At 58.7% G+C, this 25,127-nt stretch carries 30 protein-coding genes; 17 read left to right on the plus strand and 13 right to left on the minus strand.

Annotated features, from left to right (window positions below; translation table 11 throughout):
- Window positions 1-86: 86 nt before the first annotated feature.
- Complete coding sequence (locus FXO11_RS14370) at window positions 87-899, plus strand: crotonase/enoyl-CoA hydratase family protein (RefSeq protein WP_148863616.1); 813 nt, start codon at window positions 87-89, stop codon at window positions 897-899.
- 123 nt (window positions 900-1,022) lie between these two features.
- Here FXO11_RS14370 and FXO11_RS14375 read toward each other — a convergent pair whose 3' ends face one another.
- Window positions 1,023-1,415, minus strand: a complete 393-nt coding sequence (locus FXO11_RS14375; RefSeq protein ID WP_148864934.1) for an EF-hand domain-containing protein — start codon at window positions 1,413-1,415, stop codon at window positions 1,023-1,025.
- A gap of 705 nt (window positions 1,416-2,120) precedes the next feature.
- Between FXO11_RS14375 and FXO11_RS14380 the strand changes: the two genes are divergently transcribed.
- The 7 genes from FXO11_RS14380 (at window position 2,121) to FXO11_RS14410 (ending at window position 8,693) form a co-directional block, all read left to right on the plus strand.
- A complete protein-coding gene (locus FXO11_RS14380) occupies window positions 2,121-2,450 on the plus strand; it encodes an EF-hand domain-containing protein (protein ID WP_148863617.1) in 330 nt (109 codons plus the stop codon).
- A 448-nt stretch (window positions 2,451-2,898) separates the two neighbouring features.
- Entirely contained in the window at window positions 2,899-5,694 is a 2,796-nt protein-coding gene (locus FXO11_RS14385; protein WP_148863618.1) for a monovalent cation/H+ antiporter subunit A, read from the plus strand.
- Window position 5,695: 1 nt separating this feature from the next.
- Window positions 5,696-6,067 carry a Na+/H+ antiporter subunit C gene (locus tag FXO11_RS14390; RefSeq protein ID WP_148863619.1) on the plus strand — a complete coding sequence of 124 codons (372 nt, stop codon included), beginning with the start codon at window positions 5,696-5,698 and terminating at the stop codon, window positions 6,065-6,067.
- Window positions 6,064-7,587 carry a monovalent cation/H+ antiporter subunit D gene (locus tag FXO11_RS14395; RefSeq protein ID WP_148863620.1) on the plus strand — a complete coding sequence of 508 codons (1,524 nt, stop codon included), beginning with the start codon at window positions 6,064-6,066 and terminating at the stop codon, window positions 7,585-7,587. The genes FXO11_RS14390 and FXO11_RS14395 overlap by 4 nt, the downstream gene beginning before the upstream one ends.
- Window positions 7,584-8,075: a Na+/H+ antiporter subunit E gene (locus tag FXO11_RS14400; RefSeq protein WP_148863621.1), complete on the plus strand. Its 492-nt coding sequence runs from the start codon at window positions 7,584-7,586 to the stop codon at window positions 8,073-8,075. The genes FXO11_RS14395 and FXO11_RS14400 overlap by 4 nt, the downstream gene beginning before the upstream one ends.
- A complete protein-coding gene (locus FXO11_RS14405; protein WP_148863622.1) occupies window positions 8,072-8,341 on the plus strand; it encodes a K+/H+ antiporter subunit F in 270 nt (89 codons plus the stop codon). The genes FXO11_RS14400 and FXO11_RS14405 overlap by 4 nt, the downstream gene beginning before the upstream one ends.
- 19 nt (window positions 8,342-8,360) lie before the next feature.
- Window positions 8,361-8,693: a Na+/H+ antiporter subunit G gene (locus FXO11_RS14410; RefSeq protein ID WP_148863623.1), complete on the plus strand. Its 333-nt coding sequence runs from the start codon at window positions 8,361-8,363 to the stop codon at window positions 8,691-8,693.
- A 10-nt stretch (window positions 8,694-8,703) separates the two neighbouring features.
- On the opposite strand, the gene FXO11_RS14415 is transcribed toward FXO11_RS14410, so the two are convergent.
- Window positions 8,704-9,213 (minus strand): DUF4112 domain-containing protein, encoded by a 510-nt coding sequence (locus FXO11_RS14415; protein WP_148863624.1) that lies wholly within the window; start codon window positions 9,211-9,213, stop codon window positions 8,704-8,706.
- Window positions 9,214-9,279: 66 nt separating this feature from the next.
- Between FXO11_RS14415 and ppnP the strand changes: the two genes are divergently transcribed.
- From ppnP to FXO11_RS14435, 4 genes are all read left to right on the plus strand, one after another.
- Window positions 9,280-9,561, plus strand: coding sequence for a pyrimidine/purine nucleoside phosphorylase (gene ppnP / locus FXO11_RS14420; RefSeq protein WP_148863625.1), 282 nt, complete (start codon window positions 9,280-9,282; stop codon window positions 9,559-9,561).
- Between the two features lie 225 nt (window positions 9,562-9,786).
- Entirely contained in the window at window positions 9,787-11,430 is a 1,644-nt protein-coding gene (locus FXO11_RS14425; protein WP_148863626.1) for a fatty acid--CoA ligase, read from the plus strand.
- A gap of 218 nt (window positions 11,431-11,648) precedes the next feature.
- Complete coding sequence (locus FXO11_RS14430) at window positions 11,649-12,164, plus strand: DUF2780 domain-containing protein (RefSeq protein ID WP_148863627.1); 516 nt, start codon at window positions 11,649-11,651, stop codon at window positions 12,162-12,164.
- 48 nt (window positions 12,165-12,212) lie between these two features.
- Window positions 12,213-12,689 carry a DUF4442 domain-containing protein gene (locus FXO11_RS14435; RefSeq protein WP_148863628.1) on the plus strand — a complete coding sequence of 159 codons (477 nt, stop codon included), beginning with the start codon at window positions 12,213-12,215 and terminating at the stop codon, window positions 12,687-12,689.
- Between the two features lie 35 nt (window positions 12,690-12,724).
- Here the strand turns inward: FXO11_RS14435 and FXO11_RS14440 are convergent, their stop codons facing one another.
- From FXO11_RS14440 to FXO11_RS14475, 8 genes are all read right to left on the minus strand, one after another.
- A complete protein-coding gene (locus FXO11_RS14440; RefSeq protein WP_148863629.1) occupies window positions 12,725-13,132 on the minus strand; it encodes a hypothetical protein in 408 nt (135 codons plus the stop codon).
- 13 nt (window positions 13,133-13,145) lie between these two features.
- Window positions 13,146-13,820 (minus strand): glutathione S-transferase family protein, encoded by a 675-nt coding sequence (locus FXO11_RS14445; RefSeq protein WP_148863630.1) that lies wholly within the window; start codon window positions 13,818-13,820, stop codon window positions 13,146-13,148.
- Window positions 13,821-14,007: 187 nt separating this feature from the next.
- Window positions 14,008-14,868 carry a DMT family transporter gene (locus tag FXO11_RS14450; protein ID WP_148863631.1) on the minus strand — a complete coding sequence of 287 codons (861 nt, stop codon included), beginning with the start codon at window positions 14,866-14,868 and terminating at the stop codon, window positions 14,008-14,010.
- Window positions 14,869-14,955: 87 nt separating this feature from the next.
- Complete coding sequence (locus FXO11_RS14455) at window positions 14,956-15,696, minus strand: glutathione S-transferase family protein (RefSeq protein WP_148863632.1); 741 nt, start codon at window positions 15,694-15,696, stop codon at window positions 14,956-14,958.
- A gap of 130 nt (window positions 15,697-15,826) precedes the next feature.
- The gene (locus FXO11_RS14460; RefSeq protein ID WP_264766231.1) at window positions 15,827-16,132 is read right to left on the minus strand and encodes a translation initiation factor Sui1; all 306 of its coding nucleotides are present in this window, start codon (window positions 16,130-16,132) and stop codon (window positions 15,827-15,829) included.
- Window positions 16,133-16,223: 91 nt separating this feature from the next.
- Window positions 16,224-16,574 (minus strand): putative signal transducing protein, encoded by a 351-nt coding sequence (locus tag FXO11_RS14465; RefSeq protein ID WP_148863634.1) that lies wholly within the window; start codon window positions 16,572-16,574, stop codon window positions 16,224-16,226.
- Between the two features lie 14 nt (window positions 16,575-16,588).
- Window positions 16,589-17,110: a DUF4136 domain-containing protein gene (locus FXO11_RS14470; RefSeq protein WP_148863635.1), complete on the minus strand. Its 522-nt coding sequence runs from the start codon at window positions 17,108-17,110 to the stop codon at window positions 16,589-16,591.
- Between the two features lie 54 nt (window positions 17,111-17,164).
- On the minus strand, window positions 17,165-17,806 hold the full coding sequence (locus FXO11_RS14475; RefSeq protein WP_148863636.1) for a YigZ family protein: 642 nt from the start codon (window positions 17,804-17,806) through the stop codon (window positions 17,165-17,167).
- A 110-nt stretch (window positions 17,807-17,916) separates the two neighbouring features.
- Here FXO11_RS14475 and FXO11_RS14480 point away from each other — a divergent pair, with 110 nt between their 5' ends.
- Window positions 17,917-18,141: a hypothetical protein gene (locus tag FXO11_RS14480; protein WP_148863637.1), complete on the plus strand. Its 225-nt coding sequence runs from the start codon at window positions 17,917-17,919 to the stop codon at window positions 18,139-18,141.
- On the opposite strand, the gene FXO11_RS14485 is transcribed toward FXO11_RS14480, so the two are convergent.
- Window positions 18,094-19,407 carry a sensor histidine kinase gene (locus FXO11_RS14485; RefSeq protein ID WP_148863638.1) on the minus strand — a complete coding sequence of 438 codons (1,314 nt, stop codon included), beginning with the start codon at window positions 19,405-19,407 and terminating at the stop codon, window positions 18,094-18,096. The genes FXO11_RS14480 and FXO11_RS14485 overlap by 48 nt on opposite strands.
- Window positions 19,404-20,072: a response regulator transcription factor gene (locus tag FXO11_RS14490; RefSeq protein ID WP_406565653.1), complete on the minus strand. Its 669-nt coding sequence runs from the start codon at window positions 20,070-20,072 to the stop codon at window positions 19,404-19,406. The genes FXO11_RS14485 and FXO11_RS14490 overlap by 4 nt, the downstream gene beginning before the upstream one ends.
- A 222-nt stretch (window positions 20,073-20,294) precedes the next feature.
- Between FXO11_RS14490 and FXO11_RS14495 the strand changes: the two genes are divergently transcribed.
- The 4 genes from FXO11_RS14495 to FXO11_RS14510 all read left to right on the plus strand — a co-directional run bounded on the left by FXO11_RS14495 (window position 20,295) and on the right by FXO11_RS14510 (window position 24,435).
- On the plus strand, window positions 20,295-20,828 hold the full coding sequence (locus FXO11_RS14495; protein WP_148863640.1) for a Spy/CpxP family protein refolding chaperone: 534 nt from the start codon (window positions 20,295-20,297) through the stop codon (window positions 20,826-20,828).
- Window positions 20,829-20,954: 126 nt separating this feature from the next.
- Window positions 20,955-22,127: a GNAT family N-acetyltransferase gene (locus FXO11_RS14500; protein ID WP_148863641.1), complete on the plus strand. Its 1,173-nt coding sequence runs from the start codon at window positions 20,955-20,957 to the stop codon at window positions 22,125-22,127.
- Window positions 22,128-22,432: 305 nt separating this feature from the next.
- On the plus strand, window positions 22,433-24,163 hold the full coding sequence (ilvG, locus tag FXO11_RS14505) for an acetolactate synthase 2 catalytic subunit (RefSeq protein ID WP_148863642.1): 1,731 nt from the start codon (window positions 22,433-22,435) through the stop codon (window positions 24,161-24,163).
- Window positions 24,160-24,435 (plus strand): ACT domain-containing protein, encoded by a 276-nt coding sequence (locus FXO11_RS14510; protein ID WP_148863643.1) that lies wholly within the window; start codon window positions 24,160-24,162, stop codon window positions 24,433-24,435. The genes ilvG and FXO11_RS14510 overlap by 4 nt, the downstream gene beginning before the upstream one ends.
- Before the next feature lie 81 nt (window positions 24,436-24,516).
- Here the strand turns inward: FXO11_RS14510 and FXO11_RS14515 are convergent, their stop codons facing one another.
- On the minus strand, window positions 24,517-25,056 hold the full coding sequence (locus tag FXO11_RS14515) for a hypothetical protein (RefSeq protein WP_148863644.1): 540 nt from the start codon (window positions 25,054-25,056) through the stop codon (window positions 24,517-24,519).
- Between the last annotated feature and the right edge of the window lie 71 nt (window positions 25,057-25,127).

Consider the following 25,127-nt stretch of genomic DNA (forward strand, 5'->3'; position numbering starts at 1 on the left):
GATTCAGTCTATGGGCGATTCTCATCAGGGTGGCCATGGTAGCATAGCCGCTCTACGACTAAAGGCTAACAAGGAGCGCCTAAAAAATGGCCAAGAACGCTTCAGATCGGATCCTGCTCGACATCGACCGGGGCATCGCCACCGTCACCCTGAACCGCCCGGAAAAATACAACGGGCTGGACATGCCGATGTTCGAAGCCATTGCCGGAACCGCGCGCAAGCTCAAGAAGGAGCGGCAGGTACGCGCCATTGTCATCAAGGGTAACGGGGAGGCCTTCTGCTCCGGACTGGATGTAAAGACGGTGAGCAAAAATCCCGTCAACTTTCTCAAAATGCTGATCAAGCCCGGTCGCAGGATCAGCAATCTGGCGCAGGATGTCGGCTACCTCTGGCGCGAAGTGCCCGCGCCGGTCATTGCCGCCACGCACGGCTACTGTTTCGGTGGCGGTTTCCAGATTGCCCTCGGCGCGGATTTTCGCTATTCCACGCCGGACTGCGAGTTTTCCATCATGGAAACCAAGTGGGGGTTGATTCCGGACATGAGCCTGACCGTCACCTTGCCCGAACTGATTAGCATCGATCTGGCCAAGGAACTGACCATGACGGCGCGGCGCTTCAATGGAACCGAAGCAAAGGAGATGGGACTGATAACGCGGGTGTGCGAGGACCCCGTGACCGACGCTTACGCTTTCGCCGAAACACTCGCCCAGCAGTCGCCCGATGCGGTAGCTGCGGCAAAACTGCTGTTCAATCGTGCATGGCAAGCCGACGACAAAACGAGCCTAGCGTGGGAAACCCGCTTACAGAAGAAGATCATCGCCCGCACCAACCAGCGCACGGCGATTTCCAGAAATACCTCAGACCCCGAGCGCGCTTACGAAGACCGGCGCAGTTTGTAACCCCAGTAAGGACGCGCACCGCATAAAAAAATGCCCGGACCAAAGCCCGGGCATTCTCTCGTCGGAACGCGTGGCGTTCATATCGGCCGTAGCGTTCACATCAACCAATGTGCTTCAGGCTGATTACTGCATGCTGCTTTCGTCGTGGCCATCAGCGCCGTCTTTAAATTCTTGGCGCGTGATTTCGCCATCGTTGTTGGTGTCGCGAGACTCCATCGACATGCGATTGCCTTCAGCTTCACCCTCCGTACCGGCACTGGCAGAGCCACCTGCGGCTGTGCTGCCGTACATGTTCAGCTCTTCTTCACTAATAACGCCGTTACCGTCGGTATCGACTTGCTCGAAGCGGGGGCTTTGCATAGCCATCCCGTCTTTCTTGTGCTCCATGGTAGTGGCCCCTTCGCGGTCGGCCTTACTGGAGCCCTCGTTATCCATGCTATCGGTACCTGCCAAGGCCATAGGTGCGACCAGTACCGTGGAGATTGCAGCTGCTAGAGTCATCTTCCTGATCTTCATAATGCCTCCTTACTTTGATGGCAATTTTACGATCTGCTTTTAAATGAGCTCGCCACTGACAAGCATTTTGCTTTACGTCTGCCCAAAGACCTCTGGGCGAACCGGTAGATTTCAACCGGCTCTCACTATCAACTTACGGGAGGCGTTCCTTTTTAGATGCCTCATATGTTGTTGACAGCGGCTCTTTAACTTAGGTTCCCCACCTATACCCCCCAGTAAATGACCTCTGCTTAATTTTGCGCCATACCGACGTCCAGTACACATAACGCTTGGACGCCATACGCATCCTCAGCTGCGACCTGAAAGCCATCATTCACCGATCTTCAAAACAAGCCTTTCGGTCGCGCTCAGACCTTATATTCATTATGAGTCTGTAATGTTTTAGCTCGCTAATATTAATAGTGCAGCGGTCGAACTAGGAGTGCATATAAAGAAGCAGAGCTATAGAGACAACCTGGCTATAGATTGAGCCTATGTATAGCCTGCCGATACATCGGTGGTTTTCTATTGGTCGTATGGCCAACCTTCATCTTCACTAAAGGAGGGAGTCGTTTCCCGGTGCACTGACGCTAACGCCTCGGCGACATCGTCCGCCGAGGCGCCGACTGTAGGCCGTCAGTCGCTACGAAGATCAAAAAGCATGTAGTCAAGCCGTTTTGATCGTAATAAACAGGCGCCTATAAGGGCGCTCATGGGAGGTTTGTTATGAACATCAGGATGTTTGCTCTGGTTGCAGTCTCAGCCATGTTGATACCCGCTACATCGGCGCTGGCCGACGATTCGATGAAGAAACAAAGCGACAGCGAGGGCATGAGCCAAAGTGGCGACATGGCCATGAAAGGCCCTAAATTCGAAGAAATGGATACCAATGGGGACGGCAAGATTTCGTCTGACGAGCTGAATGTGTATGGCAACACGGCCGCCGGTGATTCCACAGCCGAGCGGCGCATGAAGCGCATCGAAAAGCACGACATGAACGATGACGGCAACATCAGCCGTGAAGAGTTCAATGAGGCTGTTAAAAAAGCCCAGTAAATAGACGGCGCCCGGTAACCCGCAGTCGGGCGCCATCATCCAAGCTCATCAATGCTTGACCTGAGAGGTTGGCCACGTATCATCACCGTTCGAGATCAACCAAGCGCTCTGGATACCCTGCAGCCTGACAATCGCCGGTTTAGCCAATAAAAGAGGCATCGCGCGGTCAGGCCCCAGAAACGCGTTGACGGAGCAGTCATGTTAGAACGGCCCCGTGAGTTCACATTGCCATCCCCCGAGCCGGACGCTTTCGTGCCGTTACGCCCCGGCCGTCTTCCCTATTTCCCCGACCCGCCCAGCCCGCTTTAAAGCGAATTCGGTCGCGCTTAGGCTGTGCATGGCCGAGACCTGGACGCTAAACTCAGGCAACCCAGGCGTATTCCTGACAGTCGATGACCGAACAGCGTTGAACGCGTAATCATCACATTTGAAGAACAACGAGGTTGCAATGACCCTTGCGCTGGTCGTCTTACTGCCTTTTATTGGCGCTATTGTTGCCCCCCTCTTTGCGCAGGCGGGCCGCACGGCAATTGCCATCGCCTCTTCGATACCGGCGATTGTGGCGCTTGCCATGCTCTATCCGCTCTGGGAACCCTTGTCCCAGGGCAATGTGCTTGTCGAAACCATGGAATGGCTGCCGAGTATTGGCCTGTCCCTGAGTTTCAGGCTGGATGGATTGTCGCTGCTGTTTGCGCTGCTGATCCTGCTTATCGGCTTGCTGATCATTCTGTATTCCCGGTACTACCTGAAAAAACACGAGAATGTCGGCAAGTTCTATTCTCTATTGCTGATGTTTATGGGGTCGATGCTGGGCATCGTGCTTTCCAGCAACCTCATCCTCATGCTGATTTTCTGGGAAGTGACCAGCCTGGTGTCGTTCCTGCTCATCAGTTTCTGGAATTACAAGCAGGATGCCCGGCGTGGCGCGCGCATGGCCCTGGCGGTGACCGGCGGGGGCGGCTTGGCGCTACTCGCCGGCGTGCTGCTACTGGGCCAGATCGTGGGGAGCTATGAACTGGACGACGTTCTGGCCGCCGGCGATCTGATCAAGGCCCATGCGCTGTATCCCGTGGCGTTGGTGCTGGTTCTTTTGGGCGCCTTCACGAAGTCTGCCCAGTTCCCCTTCCATTTCTGGCTACCCCACGCCATGCAGGCGCCAACGCCGGTTTCCGCGTATCTGCATTCCGCGACCATGGTCAAGGCGGGGATTTTCTTGATGGCGCGTCTCTATCCCGCTTTGGCGGGCACGGAGCTGTGGTTTTACCTGGTCAGCTTCACGGGCATGGTGACACTGCTCGTAGGCGCCTATACAGCCCTATTCAAGCATGACCTCAAAGGCTTGCTGGCCCACTCTACGGTCAGTCATCTCGGACTGATTACGCTGTTGTTCGGCATGGGCACCAAGTTGGCGGCAATCGCTGCGGTTTTCCACGTCATTAATCACGCCATCTTTAAGGCGTCACTGTTCATGGCGGCCGGGATAATCGATCACGAAACCGGCACGCGAGATATGCGTCAGATCAACGGCCTCTGGCGCTTTATGCCGCACACAGCCACGCTGGCGATGGTCGCGGCCGCCTCCATGGCCGGGGTGCCGCTGCTGAATGGCTTCCTCAGCAAAGAGATGTTTTTCGCCGAGTCTTTGGCACTCAACCTACCCGGCCTCTGGGCTTACCTGCCACCGTTAGTGGCCACGCTAGCCGGGATTTTCGCCGTCGCTTACTCGGCCCGCTTCATCCATGACGTCTTCTTCAATGGAAAACCGGTCAACCTGCCCATCTATCCGCCGCACGAACCGCCGCGCTACATGAAGATACCCGTGGAAATCCTGGCCTTTGCCTGCATCATGGTGGGCATGTTCCCGGCAATAGCCGTCGGTCCGCTGCTGGACTCCGCTGCCGCAGCCACGCTGGGCGGCGCCGTACCGGAGTATCAATTGCAAGTGATCCACGGCTTCAATCTACCGCTGTTCATGAGTTTCCTCGCCTTCTTCGGCGGTCTGCTGATGTACACCCAGCGGCAGAAATTTTACGACTTCCACGACCGTTTCCGGGATATCGACGAGAAAGCGGTGTTCGAGACCATAGTGTCCTGGCTGGCTGAGCGTGCCCGGATGCTGACCGAGCGGATCGAGAACGGGTCCTTGCAACGCTACGCTGCGCTGTTGATCGGTGCGGCGGTGGTGGTGGCCGTAGTGCCGATAGCCGGCATGGGCGTGAGCATTGGCAGCGAGGGACTGAGTAATGTCGACATCCCTACCGCTGTGGCTGCGATACTCCTGATTGGCTGCGCTCTAGGGACGGCTGTCGTACACCGGAACCGGTTGTACGCGCTGATTCTGCTCAGCGTTGTCGGCCTGATCGTCGCACTGACGTTCGCTCGGTTCTCAGCGCCCGATTTGGCCATGACCCAGCTTTCGGTCGAGGTCGTCACCATCGTGTTGTTGATGCTGGCCTTGTACTATCTCCCCTCCTGGACGCCCCTGGAGGCCGGCCGTTTCCGGCGCTGGCGTGACGGTCTGATTGCACTGCTGGCCGGCGGCGGGATGTTCCTGATTACCCTGGCGATGCTGACCCGACCGTTCGAGTCCATCTCCGACTATTTCCTGGAGAACAGTGTCACCGGCGGTGGCGGCACCAACGTGGTCAATGTGATCCTGGTAGACTTCCGGGGCTTCGATACTCTGGGTGAAATCACCGTGCTGGCCATTGCGGCACTGGGGATATTCGCCATGCTGCGAGAGGCGAGACTAACGCCACCCTCGACGGATGGTCAGGGCCACCCCTGGTCCCGAGATGCCCACCCCACCATGTTGGCACAGATCTCGCGCCCCTTGCTGCCGTTGGCCTTGATGGTGTCCGTATTTATCTTCCTGCGTGGGCACAACATGCCGGGGGGCGGCTTTATCGCCGGGCTGATCACGTCGGTGGCATTGATTCTCCAGTATATCGCCAGCGGCATGCGCTGGAGCCACCAACGCATGCCGTTCAGCTTACGCACGCCCATCGGATTGGGGCTATTGGTCGCTACGGTTACTGGCTTGGCCAGCTTTACTGTCGGCTACCCGTTCCTCACGTCGACCTTCAGCCATATTCACTGGCCCATCGTGGGTGAGTTCGAGCTAGCCTCGGCACTGGCCTTCGATATCGGTGTCTACCTGACTGTGGTGGGAGCCACGCTCACGATTCTGGCCAGCCTGGGTCGTCTTTCCATGAAATCGGACGCCACGGCGGAGGGTTCTTGAGATGGAAATCATGTTTGCACTGGTCATTGGCGCCCTAACGGCGTCCGGCGTTTACCTGATCCTGCGGGCCCGCAGTTTCCCGGTGGTGGTGGGGCTGACCATGTTGTCCTACGCGGTGAACCTGTTCCTATTCTCCACCGGACGTCTGGCGACTGGGGCGGCACCGATTATCGGCAAGGTCGAGAACTATACCGACCCACTACCCCAGGCGCTGGTCCTGACGGCGATCGTTATCGGCTTTGCCATGACAGCCTTCGTCGTCGTGCTGGCCTTGCGCAGCCGGGCGGATACCGGCGACGACCATGTGGATGGACGTGTGGATTACGAAGCCCCCAAAGACGATGCTAAAAAATCCGCGGAGGAGGCCAAATGAATCACTGGTTGACCGCCCCCATCCTGTTGCCGTTGCTGGGAGGGATCCTCCAGATCTTCATGAGCTTCGCGCCTCTGGGTTTGCGCCGCACACTGGCACTGGCGACCACGACCTTGATTCTGGTGGTCGCAATCGGTTTGGTGATGCTGGCCGACGATGGCAGCTATCGGATCTACGCCTTCGGCAACTGGGCGCCGCCGTTCGGCATCGTCCTGGTGCTGGATCGCCTCTCCGCCCTGATGGTTTTTATCACCGCTCTGCTGGCGTTTTTCTGCCATATCTATTCGACCCGCGGCACCGACGCGATGGGCCGTCATTTCCATGCGCTCTTCCTGTTTCAGCTGATGGGCCTGAACATCGCTTTCCTGACCGGCGATCTGTTCAATCTTTTTGTCGCGTTCGAGGTCCTGTTGATCGCCTCCTACGGGCTGCTGATGCATGGCGGTGGATCGGTGCGTTCGGTACCGGGCCTGCATTACGTGGTGCTTAACCTTATCGGCTCCTCCCTGTTCCTGATCGGCGTGGGCATGCTTTACAGCGTAACTGGCACGCTGAACATGGCAGACCTGGCGCTAGCGGTGCGCGAGGTGACGCCTGAGGACCTGCCGCTAGTGAAAGCCGCTGGCATGATCCTGCTGGTGATGTTTGGTCTCAAGGCCGCAATACTGCCGCTTTGCTTCTGGTTACCACAGGCCTACGCTGCCGCCACGGCACCTGTCGCGGCCCTATTTGCCGTCATGACCAAGGTTGGCGTCTACGCCATTCTGAGGGTCTACACGCTGATTTTTGGCAGCGAAGGCGGCCCCGTAGCGGACCTGGGCATGGATTGGCTGTTCCCGCTGTCACTGCTGACCCTGGCCATGGGCGTTATCGGCGCTGTGGGTGCCGACGGCCTACGCAAGCTGGTGGCGTGGCAAGTCATCATCTCGGTCGGCACGCTGCTGGCCGCCTTTAGCCTGAGCACCGCCCCGGCCACATCGGCTGCGCTGTTCTACCTGATTCACACGACCTGGATTACCGCGGGTTTGTTCCTGGTGGCCGATCTGATCGCCCGACAGCGAGGCACTGCGGAAGACCGTATTGTGACCGCGCCTCGCATGCGCAGCCGTACCCTGCTCAGCATATTGTTTCTTCTAGGCACCACGGCCGCCGCGGGGTTGCCGCCGCTGAGCGGCTTCTTTGCCAAGGTACTCATCCTGGAGTCCGTTGAGACGGGTACAGCCATGGCGTGGGTCTGGGGCGTCATCATCGTCGGCAGTTTCCTCACGGTGGTGGCCTATAGCCGCGCGGGCAGTATCGTGTTCTGGCGTAACGTCGAAGGCCATGTCAAAGATCCCGGCCGTCTGACCCTCCCGGTCACAGTCTCTACGGCGGCCCTGATCGGCATGAGCGTCGCGATCGTCGCATTGGCCGGCCCGATTTCCGAGTACACTGACAAAACGGCCCAGCAACTGCATACGCCCTCGATGTATATTGAAATCCTGCAGACGCCAATGGTGGGCGAGGAGGTTTCCCAATGAGCGGGCGTTTCGGATTGCCTCATCCCTTCCTGAGCCTGGCGCTGTTCCTGGTGTGGCAGGCTCTGGCTAACGGCGTCAGCGGCGCCAGTGTCGTGATGGGTCTGCTACTGGCGTGGCTGCTGCCGTTGTTTACACGCAACTTTTGGCCCAATAACCCTTCGGTAGGCCGGCCAGTGCGTTTCCTGCTTTATGTGGCGCGCGTCATCTGGGATATCATCGTCGCCAGCTTCAACGTCGCCTTCATCGTTCTAAACCCGCGGCGGCGCCCAAAACCCGCTTTCGTCTCCTTCCCCCTGGAGCTGGAGCATCCGCTAGCTATTTCCACTCTGGCAGGCACTATTTCCCTGACGCCGGGTACCGTAAGTGCGGACATCAGCGACGACCAGACTCTGCTACTGATTCATGCGCTCGATGTGGGCGACGAAACCGAACTGATCGAGACCATCAAGCGAAACTACGAAAGGCCGCTGCGGGAGATTTTCAAATGATCGAAATAGCGCTGAAGATCACGCTCGCCATGGTAACGCTGGCCGCCGTGCTCAATGTCTATCGCATCGTCAAAGGTCCGGACGCCCCCGATCGTATCCTGGCGCTCGACAGCCTTTACGTTAACGCGATCGCTCTCATTATCCTGATGGGAATGACGCTTCATTCGCGCATGTATATCGAGTCGGCGCTGCTGATTGCCGTGATGGGGTTTGTGAGTACCGTGGCGCTGGCCAAACACCTCAAGCGCGGCAGCGTAATCGAATAGACTTCATTAGAGGTTTCTTATGTCCATTGTTATAGAAATCATCATCAGCATCCTGCTCGTCACCGGCGGGCTCTTTGCCTTGGCCGGCGCGATTGGCCTGGCGCGGCTACCGGATTTCTACACGCGCCTGCATGCCCCCACCAAAGCCACGACACTGGGTGTTGGCGGCATCGTTTTCAGCTCGGTCGTGTACTTCTCGACCAGCGAGCATGGGCTGGGCATCGAGGAAATCCTGATCATGCTATTCCTGTTCCTGACCGCGCCCATCAGTGCCAACATGATGGCCAAAGCCGCCATGCATCTGCGGGTCGACCGGGTCGAGGGAACCCGCGGCAACCCCTGGGACCAGTAGTTCAGACCGCTCAGCCGCCGGCCGCCGCAAACAGTGCCCGCCACAGCATGACCAGGAAGAACAGCAACAGCGCGCCGAAGGTACCGATTATCACATACTGGAGCCAGGGCTTGCGCTGTCTCCCCGGGGGCTCCAGGCGCTTTTCGATATGGCGGCGAAGTAACGCAGCGTTGCGATTATTGGCCTTCCAGTAGAGATCGAAGGCGTCGCCCACCAGCGGCACCAGGCCAACAACGAACTCCACCAGCACATTGCCGGCCATTTTCACCACCTGCCGGGTGCCGGCGCCGAGGCGCGCGGCTTCGACCATCAGATAGAGGGAAAGAACCAGGCCGGTTGCATCGCCAATACCCGGCAGTAGGCCGATTAGCGGATCCAGACCGAACCGAATACGGGTGAACGGGATACGAAATTGGCTATCGAGAAGCCGTGCCGAGCTGTCCAGCCGCGCCAGGGCCTGTTCCAGTCGTGCTCGCTCGGCCGGGTCGAGAACCGGGTCAGGGTGCTTGCCATTCACCATAAATTTCATCCAAGTAGAACAATTTTCCCGTATAGTAGGCCATCCAAAATTCAGGAGACATATTTTATGTTGAAAGTGAACGAATACTTTGACGGCAAAGCCAAATCCATCTCTTTCCAGACGGCGACGCTGCCAGCCACCGTGGGCGTCATCAGCCCGGGTGAGTATGAGTTCGGGACCAGCAAGAAGGAAACCATGACCGTGGTCAGCGGCGCTTTGGAAGTCCTCCTGCCAGGCATGGAGACCTGGATGACCTACGGTGCCGGCGAAACTTTCGAAGTGGCCGGACAGGCCAGTTTCAAGGCTAAGTCCGACGTCGATACCGCGTATCTGTGTACCTACGAGTAAGGATTTCGACACCGCCCCCGGCAGGGCTCTGCCCTGCCACACTGCTTTCCGCTCTGTTTACTCTTAACGCCCTTTCCATAACGTCGTTCCAACGGCCTCGCTACAGCAGCCAATGCCCACGCGCTCACGCTTTCGAGTGATTTGCCTTTTCCGTGAACTGTGTCAGATTACCCATACAACCGAAAAACAAAATTCACTTTCATAAATTGAAGAGGTTGTTTCACGATGGCAGACACAAAAATAATTCCGCCGGTTAGCAATGCCTACACCTACCCCCTGTTGATCAAACAGTTGCTGCTGTCGGGCCCGCGCTATGCGCCCGATGAAAAAATCGTCTTCGGCAATCACAGTGAGTACACGTACCGCGACCTGGTCGAGCGCATCCATCGCCTGGCGAATGTGCTGACCGAAGCGGGCGTTAAAGCGGGCGATACGGTCGCCGTGCTGGACTGGGACACACCGCGCTATCTGGAGTGTTTCTTCGCCATTCCGATGATCGGCGCCATCCTGCATACGGTCAACGTGCGCCTCTCTCCCGAGCAGATCGTCTATACCATGAACCACGCCGAGGACGACCTCGTGCTGGTCCACGACGATTTTGCGCCGTTGCTGGAGAAAGTCAGCGACGACCTGCAGACGGTCAAGGGCTACATCCAGCTCACCGAGAACAGCGAACCTGTCTCAACCGGGCTCAAGACCCACGGCGAGTACGAGGCGCTGCTGGCCAAGGCCGAGCCACAATTCGACTTTCCGGACTTCGACGAAAACAGCATCGCCACCACCTTTTACACCACCGGCACCACGGGCAATCCCAAGGGCGTCTTCTTCAGCCATCGTCAGCTGGTACTCCACACCATGGCTCAAGTGGGCAGCCTGGGCTTCAGCGACGAGATGCCCTTGCTGCGTTCTTCCAGCGTTTATATGCCGGTAACGCCGATGTTCCACGTCCATGCCTGGGGCGTGCCCTACGCCGCGACCATGATGGGCATCAAGCAGGTCTATCCCGGCCGCTACGAGCCGGAACTGCTCGTCGACCTGTTGAAGAAACACAACGTCACGTTCTCTCACTGCGTGCCGACCATCATGCAGATGATGCTGGCGACAGAATCCATCAAGACAGCGGACCTCAGCAACTGGCACGTTTTGATCGGCGGCAGCGCGTTGACCGAAGGTCTGTGCAAGGCCGGCGCCAAACTCGGCATCCGCATGTACACCGGTTATGGCATGTCGGAAACCTGTCCGCTGCTGTGCTCCACGCACCTGACCGAGGACGATGTAAAACGCCCGCTGGAAGAACAGACCGACAAACGCACCCGAACCGGCGTTGCGGTGCCCATGGTGGATCTCCAGGTCATCGATGCCGACGGCAACCCCCAGCCCCATGATGGCAAGTCCAAGGGTGAAGTGGTGGCGCGCGCGCCCTGGCTTACCCAGGGTTACCTGAAGGAACCGGAAAAGGGCGAGGCGTTGTGGGAAGGCGGCTGGCTTCATACCGGCGACGTGGCCACAATTGACTCCGACAATACGTTGATGATCCGCGACCGAATCAAGGACGTGATCAAAACCGGCGGCGAGTGGTTATCCTCGTTGGATCTGGAGAACCTGATCAGCCAGCATCCGGCCGTCGCCGCAACGGCAGTCGTTGGCGTTCCCGATGAAAAATGGGGTGAACGCCCCCACGCCCTGGTCATGCTTGCACCGGGCGAGGAAGCGACCATTGAGGATCTCCAGAACCACCTGCAACAATTTGTCGACAGTGGAGAGATCAATAAGTGGGCCATTCCGCAGCAGATCGATTTCGTTGACGACATTCCCAAGACCAGCGTGGGCAAGATCAACAAAAAATTGATCCGAGATCAGCTCCACTGACTGCCTGACCGGCGCCGCGAGAGCTGCGCCGGCCCTCTTTGCCTAGCGCGCTGCCGGGTTAGTTCGTCAACCTACTCATGAACTAACCCGGCAGCGCACCAAGCCGGTTCCTGTCCGAACCGTAACCGTCCCGGCTTTAAAACCACTGGATCTGTCTATATTTCTAAGTAGATTGGTTTTAGCGTTTATAGCTCACACGAACAATAGCCGGAGTCACCATGAACACCATTATCAAACGTTTTCTGATCGTATCGAGTCTCTATCTGCTGGCGCCGTCCGCAGGGGCACTCGATGTGGGGAACAAACTGGGGTCCGGTGCGCTGCTTCTTCCCGAAAAAGAGGTGTCCGTCGACGGCGAGGCACAGGCGCTGGTCAACGAACTCCAGGACCAGCTCGGAATCACCAGAACCCAGGCCGTCGGCGGTGCCGGCGCCATGTTTCAACTGGCAAAGAATGAGCTCGAACCGAGCCAATTCGGTAGCATCTCCGACCAGCTGTCTGGCGTTGGCAGCCTGCTGGGCGGCGGCAGCGGAGCCCAGTCGAAGGGGCTGATGGCATCGGCTCTGTCCGGCATTTCATCGATGGATAGCGTGGAAAAAGCGTTCTCCGCCTTGGGACTGCAGGGCAGCGCGGTCGAACAGTTCGCGCCGATTATCCTGGATTTTCTCAAGAAACAAGGCTTGAGCGCAGGCGTGCTGGGCAATCTCACCTCGCTTTGGACACCCAATGCTTGATGCGCCATCGACCATCAGCTCCCTACAAAGACGTATTCAGAGCCCTTAATGACCAAGACCCTCCGTAAACTATTCGCCTCGGCCCGTGGGCTTCAGCGGGCGCTGAATATCTTCGGGCCCTATCTGGGTGCGGGCGTCTCCGTCCAGCATATTGCAGAGGATTTCAGCGAGGCGACGGTGGAGTTGAAACTCCACTGGTACAACACCAACTATGTCGGCACCCACTTTGGCGGCTCGCTCTATAGCATGACGGACCCCATGTATATGCTGCTGCTGATGAATCGGCTGGGGAAGGATTATATCGTTTGGGACAAAGCCGCCAGCATCGATTTCCTCAAGCCCGGCAAGGGCACCGTAACGGCCCACTTCGTGTTATCGGATGACGTTGTCGAGGATATCAAGACACAAGCCGCCACGGGCGGGAAGGTATTGCCGGAGTGGCCCGTGGATATCGTGGACGAGTCAGGAGAAGTCGTCGCCCGGGTGCATAAGACGCTTTATATCCGCAAAAAACGCCCGGCTTGATAACAAACCAAGCCGGGTGTTTTCTATCTAGTGCACTAGTCGCCGGTCGCGCCGGAGCCCACGCGCTGCCCCAGGATGCGACCGATGATCTGCCGCCGGGTTTGAAGCGCGGCGTCCGCCGCATGCAAACGTGCCCGATGACGCGCCGCGTCCCGCCCCGATCCGGAGACGACCGCGGTGAAATAGTGGGTCACCGCTGTTTCATAGGTTTTGAAGGTGCTTTCACAGGCACCCTGCGCAGCCTCGGCAATATCTGCAGGTGGCGCAGAAAGCACGTCCACGTAGGGGTCCGACTCCGCCACCATACAGTCTTGATAAGCACCGAAACTGGTTTGTAGCTTACCCTGCAGGTTTTCACGCTGCGGCTGCGGCACGCCGGGCTGCATGCTGGCGCACCCTCCAACCACAACGACAGCCATTGCGAGCGCGACGCCGCGTACCATGTCATCCCTCCTTTCACGGCTTGGCAAAGGCATATTCGCCTCCTTTCTCGAGCGCGCGCTGGTAGGCTGGTAATGCCTGGAAGCGTCTGACGTAGTTGCGGATCTTCGGGCGATTGCGACCTACGATGCCTCGGGCCAGGGACGATTCCAAAGGAAAGCTCATCTGGATATCCGCAGCACTGAATTTATCTCCCAGAAACCACTCGTTCTTGGCCAAGTGCGCTTCCACAAAATCCATATGGCTCTTGATCCGGGGACTGATGAACGCTTCGTTGGTCTTGTTGGCGATGCCTTTGGCAACCGGCCTGACAAAGAACGGCATCGGGTTGGTTTTGAGCTTCTCGAACACCAGTCGCAGCAGCAACGGTGGCATCAGCGAGCCTTCGGCGTAATGCAGCCAATACGTGTAATCGATCCACTGCTGGGTGCCGGGTTCGGGGAGCATGGTTTTGCGGCCATACGTATGGGCCAGGTAATCGAGAATGGCACCGGACTCGGCGATCGTCAGCTCCCCATCGGTAATGACGGGCGCCTTGCCCAGGGGGTGAACCTGCTTCAGGCTCTCCGGCGCCTGCATCGTCTTGGGGTCGCGCTGGTAGCGCGTGATGTCGTAGGGCACCCCGAGCTCCTCCAGCATCCAGAGAACACGCTGCGAGCGGGAGTTGTTCAGGTGATGAACGGTAATCATGAAGAAACCTCTGGTTGGCATCCTGTCATTGAGCGGGCTGGCCTCACTGTACGCAATCGCGCCGTTTAGGGCGACCCGAGCACAACCAGCGATTGCCCATCCTTACATTCGAGCAGATTGAAACAGTGGATCGCCGAAACGTGTACGACTTAACGAGACATGCACGACGTAGCAAGACGTGTACGACCTAGCGAGCCGTTGATGGTCGACGAGCCAGGATGACCAAGCCTATCCCGCCCAGGATAACGATCGAAGCGATGACCAACCGCGCGGTCACCGGCTCAGCAATCAACACCAGGCCAAATACGGCGGCAATCACCGGAACCGAAAGCTGGACACTCGCCGCCCCTGTCGTCGTCAAACTGGGCAAAACAGTGTACCAAATGGCGTAGCCAATAGCGGACGCCAAAGCGCCGGAGAGCACCGCCAGCACAACGCCCTGCATCCCGACCTTCCAGAACGGCATCGCCAGTAGGAGTGCGACCAGCGCCATGGGCGCCGAGCGCAAAAAGTTATCCGCGGAAACGACCAGCGGCTGGCTAACGCCTCGCCCACGCAACGAATACACGCCCCAGGCCATACCGGCGACGGCCATGAGCAGGGCCCCGCTTAACGATGGCGCGGTGACGCCTGGCGATAACAGATAGATCAGGCCTCCGACGGCCATCGCCGTACCGGCCCATTGCATAGCGGAGGGCCGCTCCCCGGTGATCAGCCCCCAGCCGATCATCGTGAGCTGAACCAGCCCAAACAGGATCAGAGCGCCGGTACCGGTATCCAGGGAAAGGTAAGCATAGGAGAAGCAGATGGCATACAAAAACAACATCGCCCCGGAGAACCAGCTACCGCGATTGCCGGTCTTTGGTCCCTTAACCCGAAACCGGACCAGCAACCAGAGCATAATGGCACCGGACAGCAACCGGATAAAGGTAAAGGAGGCGGCATCGATGGTCCCGGAATCCAGCGCCATGCGACCGAAAACGGAATTGGCGGCAAAGGCCAGCATGGCAAGGATCGTCAGGCTAACCACTCGCATCGATCCGGACATTAGTGCTCCCTGCCCTTGCCCTTGCCGCGCAGCAGCCCAGTCACGCTGAACGACGGCCGGCTGGTATCAAGGATGTATCGAGAGACACTATCGGTGCTTCCGGTAAATGTCGCGCACCCAATCGAGGGTTGGCCGTCCGGCATACGCGTCGATGAAATCTCTAAGCCCCCGGGGCCGCTCGCCGGGAAACTGGAACGGCGCTTCGGGCGGCTCTGCCAACGGGCCGAGCAGCGAGGCCACCGTCAGATCAGCTACCGTGAACCGGTTGCCCACTAAGTAACCGCCATTCGCCAGTTGACCGTCGAGTCGATCCAAAGCTGCGTTTAGCCGCTCGAGACTACGCTCGTAACCGCGCGCGGTGATGCCCATGGCCTCCTTCATGGCACGGATAACGACCGGCTGGCTGGTACGGAATGCCATGCGGCCTACGGCACCCTGGCCTTGAGTCAGAATGTCGAACATCACAGGGGGTTCGTCGATCAAATGAAAATAGGCGGCACGCCGCAGATGGGGGCCAATCTCCCGGTCAGCGAAGGTCTGCCACTCGAGCGCTTCTTCAAGGGCGCCCTCACCATCCGGATACAGGGCAGGTGCCGAGGGAAAGCGCTCTTCCAGGGTCTGAATAATGACGTCTGATTCGGCAATGTAGCGTCCATCCAGCTTTAGCACTGGCACCTTTTTCTGACGCGTTCGACGGAAGATGACCGGCATGTGGAACAGCGGCAGGAGGTTACGGGGCTCGTAGTCGAGGTGTTTATGATCGAGCGCCCATCGCGCTTTCTCGCAATATTGGGACACCGGGAACTGATATAGAACGGGCTTTATCATAAATTTTCTGTCCGCACGTCGATAAGGCGCTATCGTTGGAACAAAAAGGCGCTATGGTCGGAACAAAGACGATTGCCGGGTCGCATGTAAACGCCACCAGGATCGGAAATAGAATCACATCAGGCGATCGCTATCCACCCGCTTTTTTGACAGTCCATCCCTTGTCTTGCAGCAACGGCACCAACACATCCCGTTGGTCGCCCTGAATCTCAACCACGCCATCCTTGACCGTACCTCCCGTACCGCACTTGGCCTTCAGGATCTTGGCGTAGTCTTTTAGCGCTTTCCCCGCTAGCGGTATACCGGTAACCAAAGTGACGCCCTTGCCCTTACGGCCTTTCGTTTCCCGGCTGACACGGACAATACCGTCACCGGCGGGCACCTGATCTTCGCCACAGCGGCAGTCCGATACGGGGTGACGGCATTGCGGGCACATGCGTCCTTGATCCGTCGAGAAAACCAACCCACCCGCGGATTGCTTCTTCAAATCACGACTCCTTAACCTACTTCGACTTTAGAAAACCCGTTCAGGATCCGATAAACCAGAACAGGAACGCAAGGAAGAATCCGCGCCGATAACGCGGATCGGCCAGTCGGGTTAGGCGTGGCGTTTCACCGGTGTCCCGAGCCGCCAGCCCCGGCGCGATGGATTCATCCACCAAGTCGGAGCGGTCTTCCGCCAGCACCGCCTGAGCCCGGTCCGCATCCGCTTCATCCACTTGCAGCCGAACGCCGCCCATGGCGTCCGAATAGAGCCACTGCATGTTGATGGTGTGCTCGTCCGCCACCAACGCCTGAATGCCTTCGGACTCCAGCCGCGAACGCGCGACGTGAGCCTCGAAAGGTAGGGAGTAGCGAGCGACCGTGACCCAGCTCATCGATGTCTGCCGTTTCAGCTTGGTGGGTAGCGTTCAAACATGGCGGTAACAACCTCGTTGATCAGCGCGTTGCGATCTTCCGGAGACTGGCGTTCGTCCAGGTAGCGCCGGCTGACACCGCGCCAGACCACCCTCTCGGAGCTGCGATCCACCAATTCCACGACCAGCTTGCCCTGCTTCACTTGGCGTACCTCCGGCGGTGTCGACACACCAAAACCAAAATTCCCGCGCCCTAGGCCGAAACCGTAGGTAAAGCCGCTGGATTCCAGTTTTTCGGCGTCCTCCACGCGATAACTCACCAGCAAATCGGCTGCTTCGGCGTCGGCTTGGGAGAGCGTTTCCATTTTCATTTCGCGTTGGATGGCACTCTCGACCCTTGCGCCGTCGAGGCTCAGGAAGCTGTCCTGCCCTCGTTCCGGGGCAAAAGCCCAAGTCTGGTAGCTGCCGAAAGCCGCGTTGGTATCATAATCCGTCGATACGATGCTGGCACAGCCCGACATCAATCCCAGACACATCGCCAAGACCAGGTAGCGCATAATTCCTCCGTTCATTGCCCAAAAAATCGTTTCAACACTCTGATACGACAAAACTTAGGTTTCGGAGGCATCCGCTTCGGCAGCTGGCAGTCCAATGCCTTCGGCCCGGCAGAAAGCCAGGAATGCGTCGTTGCGATCCAGGGGGACCGAAACCCGCATCTCCACTCCATCACCATAGTCCACCTCGACCACATCCGCCTCATGCTGGCCACACCAATGCCTGACAGGCTGCTCTAAGGCGAAGTCCAGTTTCAGATTGATATCGCGTGTGGGGCGCTGGATCTTGCGCGCCACCTCGGACAGTACTGCCTCCGTGGCTCCGGCGTAGGCTCTGACCAACCCGCCCGCACCGAGCTTGATGCCGCCGAAGTAACGAATCACCACCACCATAATATCGCCCATGTCCTTATGCTGGATCACATTAAGAATGGGTTTCCCCGCCGTGCCCGAGGGCTCGCCATCGTCGTTCATCGCCGCTTGGCTCGCCGCACCGGGGCGACCGATTTGATACGCCCAGCAGTGGTGGCGAGCGTCGGGAAAGTCAGTTTGAGCCCGGGACAAAAAGGTCATCGCTTCCTCCCGCGAACCCACCGGTGCAACACGGGCGATAAACCGGCTTTTCTTGATCTCGATGACCCGCTCGATTGATTCCGCCGGTATGGGATAATCTTTCTGCGTTGGATCGTCGTTGTACATGAGGTCCGTCGGTGCGAGCGCTGTTATTCTGAAAGCGCCTGTTTATGAAAGCGACAGTTTATGAAAGCGCCTAGAGAGTTTCAGCTTACCAAGGGTGAAGAGGAAGGGACATGAACCGTTCGGTGCAACCGGATGACGAAGAATTCATGCAAAGTCCGGGCACTGCTGGCCCGGCACAGGTCATCAAAGCGGGCTGCGGCATTCGCTTCGATGAAGATGAGTTGGCCGAAGGGATCGATTTTTCCGGTGTGGAGCAACGCCGCCTCGACGCCGAGCCGTCCGCTTTTTCAGGTGAAGACCGGCCAATCGAGCCGCACGACAAGGCCGCCGGCTGAGCCGTTTTCAGCGGTGATGCGGCCGTCGTGCGCCTGCATGATGTCCCGTGCAATTGCGAGCCCCAGCCCCCAGCCCTGACCACCCCGAGCCCGGTCGGAGCGGAAGAATGGCTCGAAAAGATGAGGTAGGTCGGCCTCCGGCACACCGGGCCCCCGATCGGCAATTTCACAGGTCAGCCACTTGCCGGCGATCATCAAGTGCAGGTTCACCACCTGCCCCGGCGGCGTGTGGTCCAGCGCATTCTGCAACACGTTATCCAGCGCACGGTGCAGCAGCCCGGCGTCTCCCAATAGGGTCGCCATTCTCGCATCCTCGGCGACTTCCAGATGGCAATCGACCCGTTGTTGCTCGGCGTAATCCGCTGCACCCTGCAACACGTCATTCAGCACCATCGCCATTCTGACCGGTTCCTGGCTCATGGACTGCCCTTTGGCGCTCAGCCGGTGCAGGGTAAGGATCTGCGCCGTCATCGCTTCCAGGCGTTCGTTCTGGCGCAAGATAGACGCCATGATCTCGGGATCGTCGCCACTGTCGCGTGCGAGCTCGATGGCCACCCGCTGCCGGGCCAGCGGTGTACGCAGATCGTGGGAAATATCGCGCAGCAATTGCTTCTGACGGTCAAGCAATTGGCAAAGGCGGTCCGTCATGGCGTTAAACGCCTGTGCGAGGGCGCCAATCTCATCGCGCCGATTGGCGACGGCCTGGCGCACCCTCAGCTCGGTATCGCCATCGGCGATTGCCCGCGCTGTGCTCTCGACGTCCCGCAACGGGCGGCTTATACGCCGGGCGATCCACCAGCAGGCGAGTGTTATCAGAATAAAGGTCAAGCCAAGCTCGAACGAACGGAACAGACGCGGATCCAGCCACCCATCGCCACCGGCCCGTGGCCACACCACCAGGCGATAGCCCGAGGGCGCATCGATAACCGCTGGGCGTTGCGGTTGCCAGCCCGCACCGTGCCGCTCACGCAGCTTTCCCGCTATGCCATCGCGCGCCTCGTCCCCTTCGATCAGGAACAGGTGAAGCCGCTCACGCTCACCCTGCTCGCGTAATAGGCGAAAAGCCTGGCGCCGTTCGCCAGCCTCCTTCAAGGCCACGGCCTGTTGCGCCAGCTGCGCCAGATCCTGCCGTTGCTCGAGCTGGGCGCGCTCTCGACCGGCCCATTCGTGGATGGCGGTATTGCTCAACACCACGGCCAGCGCCATGGCGAACCAGATCAGAAAGAAAATGCGCCACGACAGCGGCAGGAAAAAACGCGCCTTCATGCAGGTCTCCGGTAGCTGTAACCCAGCCCGCGAATGGTTTCGATACGCGACGCGTCGCCCTTGTCGAGCTTGCGCCGCAAATTGCTCACATGCATATCCAGGGTACGGTCGTGGGGCGTGAGACGCCGTCCAAGCGCCCATTGCATCAAATCAGTCTTACGAACCACTGAACCGGCACGACTGATCAGCACCTGCAGGATCTCATATTCCGTGGCGGTCAGCTCCACAGGCTGGTCGTCCTGATAGACCCGGCGTGCGTCGGGTTCGATCCGAAGATCGCCAATCGCTTGCGTGCGGGGGCCATCGGTTTTTTGGTCCCAAGCGACCCGGCGTAATGCGGCTTGGATCCTCGCTACCAGCTCGCGCGGATTACAGGGTTTGGGAATATAGTCGTCTGCACCGACCTCGAACCCGACGATCCGGTCCGTCTCCTCGCCGCGAGCGGTCAGCAAGATCACCGGCAGGCGCGTGCGATAACGAAGCTGGCGCAATACATCCAGCCCGTTGATATCCGGCAGCATGATATCGAGCACGACGAGGTCAGCCAGCTCATCCTGGGCCAGGGCGAGACCATCGCTTCCCGTGGCGGCTTCGCGCACGACAAAGCCCTGGCCATTGAGGTAGCGGGTAAGCAGGCTGCGCAGCTCGTCATCGTCTTCAATCAGCAGAATTCGGTCCTGCATTGCCGGTCCTCAATCGTCCTGTCAGCCTGTTTCGATACCCTGCTTCCACACCCAGTCTATCACCCCTCTTTGGCTCTCTTTGGCCCGCATTTCCCCTTTACCCAACCTTTACGTTGCCCTGACAGGGCCTGACATTGAAAGGGGTACGCTTTTCTCCGACAGCTGCAGCACTGGCTGCAACACCTGCCCACAAGGAGTCTTTCCATGAAAACGTTCAAACAATCCCGCCTGGCCATCCCTGTAGCCCTGGCGACGGCCCTGGCCATCAGCCCGCTGGCGTGGTCCCACGGCTCCGACAGGGACCGCGACCCCGCGCCCCGTCATCACGATACACAAGACCATCGGTCGGACATGAAACACCGCTTCGATCACCTGGCCGAACGCCTGAACCTGACCGAGAACCAGCGCGGCGAACTACGTGGCATTTTCAAGAAGCGTATGGAGGCGCGCAAAGCCCGTTTCGCTGAGGAGCATGGCGAAGCGCGCCCCAACGTGATGACCGGCGATCCGGAGAGTAGCGCGTATAAGAATAACCTGAAAACCGCAGCGGACAACGCCGCCGAAGCCGCCCGTGCTCGTGTCGAGGCCCGTGCCGCGCACTATCGCGCCATTTACAGTGTACTCAACGAGGACCAGCGCGGAATTTGGGACAAGATACAGGCCGAACGCAAGGAAGACATGAAGGCAAGGCATAAGCGCCACTCCGGCCCGGGCGCAAAAGGTTCGCGTCACGAATGAAAGCCCATCGTCACGTGATCGGAACCGGCTAATTGGCGTATGGTTGGGGGCCTCTGCACACGTCCTGAACATCTTCTGGCGTTCAGAGACTCCCAATCTCCATGAACCAGCGAGCCTGAATCAGCTATGGCCGAATCGTCCCTTGAACAGACCGTCTCCGCCCTTCGTATCGAGTGCGTCAGCTCCATTGACGACATTCGCGAAGCGGACTGGGACGCGCTCAGTGGCGTCACCAATCCGTTTCTACGCCACGCCTTCTTCGCGGCACTGGAACGCAGCGGTTGTACGACCCGGAAGACGGGCTGGATACCCGCCCACCTGAAACTCGTGGAAGGAGAAGAACTGGTCGGCGTCATTCCCGCGTTCCGCAAACTGCATTCGATGGGCGAGTATGTGTTCGACTGGGCCTGGGCCGACGCCTACGCCCGCTACGGCATGGATTATTACCCGAAGCTACTGATGGCTGTGCCCTTTACCCCATCGCAGGGTGCTCGGTTGCTACTCAAGCCCGAACTGCGCCAGCGTCTCCAGCCGGGAGACCTCCATGCCGTGTTGGATCAAACCGCCGAAGCCCTCGGTTGCCACTCCTGGCATCTCTTGTTTCCCAACGCGCGGGATCAGGCATTGCTGGACCTTGACGGCCGGCTACACAGGCTGGGTTGCCAGTTCCACTGGTTCAACCGGGATTACACCAGTTTCGACGATTTCCTGGCCACCCTCACCTCGCGCAAGCGCAAGTCCATCCGCAAGGAGCGCCGGCAAGTTAACGAGCAAGGAATCGAATTCCGCCACTTCCCCGGTCAGGCACTGCCAGACCCTGTATTGGACGCCTTCTACGTGTTCTACCAAGCCACCTACCTGAAACGGGGTCAGCGGCCTTATCTGAACCTGGAGTTTTTCCACGCGTTGCGACAGAACCAGCCCGAACAGATGCACGTGGTGATGGCTGTCAAGGATGGGCAGATGATAGCGGGTGCATTGTTTCTGATGGGGGCCGATACACTCTACGGACGCTATTGGGGCTGCCTTGAGGATTACCAGCACCTTCACTTCGAAACCTGCTATTACCAGGGGATCGAGCTAGCCATCGACAAAGAGTTTCGCTGCTTCGATGCGGGCGCGCAGGGCGAGCACAAACTGGTTCGCGGCTTCGAGCCACAGCTGACCCACTCCTGGCACTGGGTGGCCCATCCGGGCTTTGCCGATGCCATCGAGCAATTCACCCTGGAAGAGGCGGAGGAGATGATCGCTTATCGGGATGCAGCGCTGGAGGCTTTGCCGTATCGGCAAGACGAGTGATTGCGTGCCCGCAAACGCGTCATTTTAGCCTACAAGACTCGCAATCATCGAAAAAAAGGTTGCCCCAAACCAAAAGCCCGGGTTATGTTTTAGTCATTCAAACTGTCGTGCTCAAAGATTGATCCAATGATTCTGAATTCTGTCGTCGTCATCGTAAAGCTAGTCCTGGTGGTCGTGGTGCCATCCGGGGGCTTTTGCGTGGATGACAGGATGAGCTAACAACAGCCAGACTGAACACCGAAAGCCCCCGGCACCGAAAGGTCCCGGGGGCTTTTTTTTGCCGCTCCAAAACAAGGGAAAATACCGTGAACGCTGCACAGCATATCCTCGACACCTTGAGACGACACCGTATCGATACGGTTTTCGGCTACCCCGGCGGCTGCATCATGCCGCTGTATGACGCGCTGGTCGCAGATCAAGCGGTGGGCGGTGTCGAGCATGTCCTGTGCCGTCACGAGCAAGCCTGCGCCCTGGCTGCGGATGGCTATGCCAGAGCCAGCGGCAAGGTCGGCGTGTGTATCGCAACCTCGGGTCCCGGCGCGACCAACCTGATTACCGGCGTGGCCAATGCCCACCGCGATTCCATTCCCATGCTGGTGATTACCGGACAGGTCCCCTCCAGCCTGATCGGCACCGACGCTTTCCAGGAGACGGATGTTCTGGGCATGACCCTGGGTATCGTCAAGCACAGTTATCTTGTCACCGCAGCAGACGAGATTCCCGGCGTTATGGAAGAAGCCCTCAGTCTGGCCACTTCCGGCCGCCCGGGACCGGTTTGGATCGATATCCCCAAAGACGTCCTGTTAGCGGACGTGAACAGCTTCATCGACAGCGCGGCAGCGACCGATGGCGAGTCGCCAGCCGATCCGGTCCTGATCACGCACGCCATTGACCTGTTAAGAACCGCAAGACAGCCCCTGCTCTACAGCGGCGGCGGCATCAGCCTGGCCAACGCGGAGGGGGCCTTTCGTCGCTTTGCCTCGGCCTCTCGGTTACCGAACGTCGTGACGCTAAAAGGCATTGGTAATACTGGCCGGGGACATCCGGATCATTTAGGCATGCTCGGAATGCACGGCTCGAAGGCGACCAATATGGCGGTCGACAGCTGCGACCTGCTGCTGGTTATCGGCGCGCGGCTGGACGACCGCGCTACAGGCGCCGTAAACACCTTTGCCCCCAATGCCCGTTTGATTCATATCGATGCCGACGCTGCCGAACTCGGCAAGCTGTGTCCGGCCGATCTAAGCATCCGCGGCGACTTGAACGCCATCTTGCAGGCACTCACCGATCAATTCGAGGAACAGCCCTTAGCCATCGAGCCCTGGCGCAAGCAATGCCGGACATGGCATCGAACCCACGGTTTCCAAGCGGCTGTCAACGAAGATCCGCACGCGCCGATTTCCGGACCCGAGTTCATACGCCAACTCTCCAGCATCACGCCGAGGGATGCGATCGTTGCCTGCGATGTGGGCCAGCATCAGATGTGGGTAGCGCAGTACTTCGAGTTCGATCACCCGCGCAACCACCTCAGCAGTAGTGGTTTGGGTACCATGGGTTTCGGCCTGCCAGCGGCGATTGGCGCCCAGTTCGCCTATCCGGACCGGCCGGTCGTCAACGTCACCGGCGATGGTTCTTTCATGATGAATGCCCAGGAGCTGGCGACGATCCGACGCCACAAACTGCCGATCAAGCTGATCATCATGGACAACCAGTGCTTGGGCATGGTGCGTCAGCAGCAAGAGCTTTTCTACGGCAATCGCGAAAGCCAGATCAATCTGGACGACAACCCCGACTTTCTGGCTCTGGCCCGGGCTTTCGATATTCCATCGTTGCAGATCACCCGTTCCGACCAGGTCCGACGCGGCATCCAGACCATCCTTGCCTATGACGGCCCGATGCTCCTCCACGTCGCTATCGACCGGACCGAGAACGTCTGGCCCATCGTGAAACCTGGGGCATCCAACCGTGACATGCTGGATGCGACCCATGGGCAATCGAACAAAACCCAGCTCTCGCACAAGGAAAACGTGGCATGAAGACACCTAGCAAAACCACCCGAATGCATACGCTCGCCTGCCGGATGAGCGCGGAGGCCGCCGCCATCGAACGGCTGTGTCAGGTAACCCGGATTCGCGGTTTCCGGATCGAGCAAATGCAGGTTCAGACGAGTGATGACGGGCTGGAGATTAGCATGACGCTAAGTGGTGAGCGTTCTATCGACATGCTTCGAAGTCAGCTTGAAAAGTTGCACACGGTGACGCATCTGCGTCCTGCGGCGGAACAGGGGCCCCTGAAGCAAACCGCCTGATGCGCTGGAACTCTTCGCATCAGGCGGCCTTGGAGGGCGTGAGATTGCATGCCGTGAGAGGTCACACCGTGAAAGGTCACACTATGTGACGTGAAACCTGCCGTCCTTTTCGACAAACGGGTTGTTGAGGCTTGAACTCTCACCCTGGAGCTTGGCTTCGGGGTGATTTTCGGCCATCAGCTGTTTCATCTTTTCCCGGTGCTTTCTCGGCACGTCGACCATGGCCAAGTATTCCCCACGGTCAATAGCGTCGTGGAAACGCCGGATACGATAGTTCTCGCCCACGATGCCGCCAAAGCCGCCTAACCAGCCGCCGGCGAGCGTAAAGAAGGCCACCAGCATGATCCAGGCGAACAGCGGCCACTCGAGACCACTGAACATCTGAAGCCCGACCGTAAGCACGAGGCCGAATACCGCGCCAATCATCAATCCACGCTCCATAAAGCGAACGATATCGGTACGGTCCAGAACGCTGGCGCGGTGCAGCCGGTGAGTGTATAGCCCGGCTTCGTCCTTACTGACGACGTGAAATCGCCAGTCGGTGACGCCATGCTCGTGCAGATCCGCGGAAATTTCATCCATGCTGTCGATGCTACGCGCGAGGTAGTAGAGCCGTCTCATGATTCATCCCTCCCTGCGGTCGGGGAATAGTTGAGTACTCTACTTAAGTATACGGACTGTCGGTCCTGGCG

Source organism: Marinobacter fonticola, assembly GCF_008122265.1.
Lineage (GTDB): Bacteria > Pseudomonadota > Gammaproteobacteria > Pseudomonadales > Oleiphilaceae > Marinobacter_A > Marinobacter_A fonticola.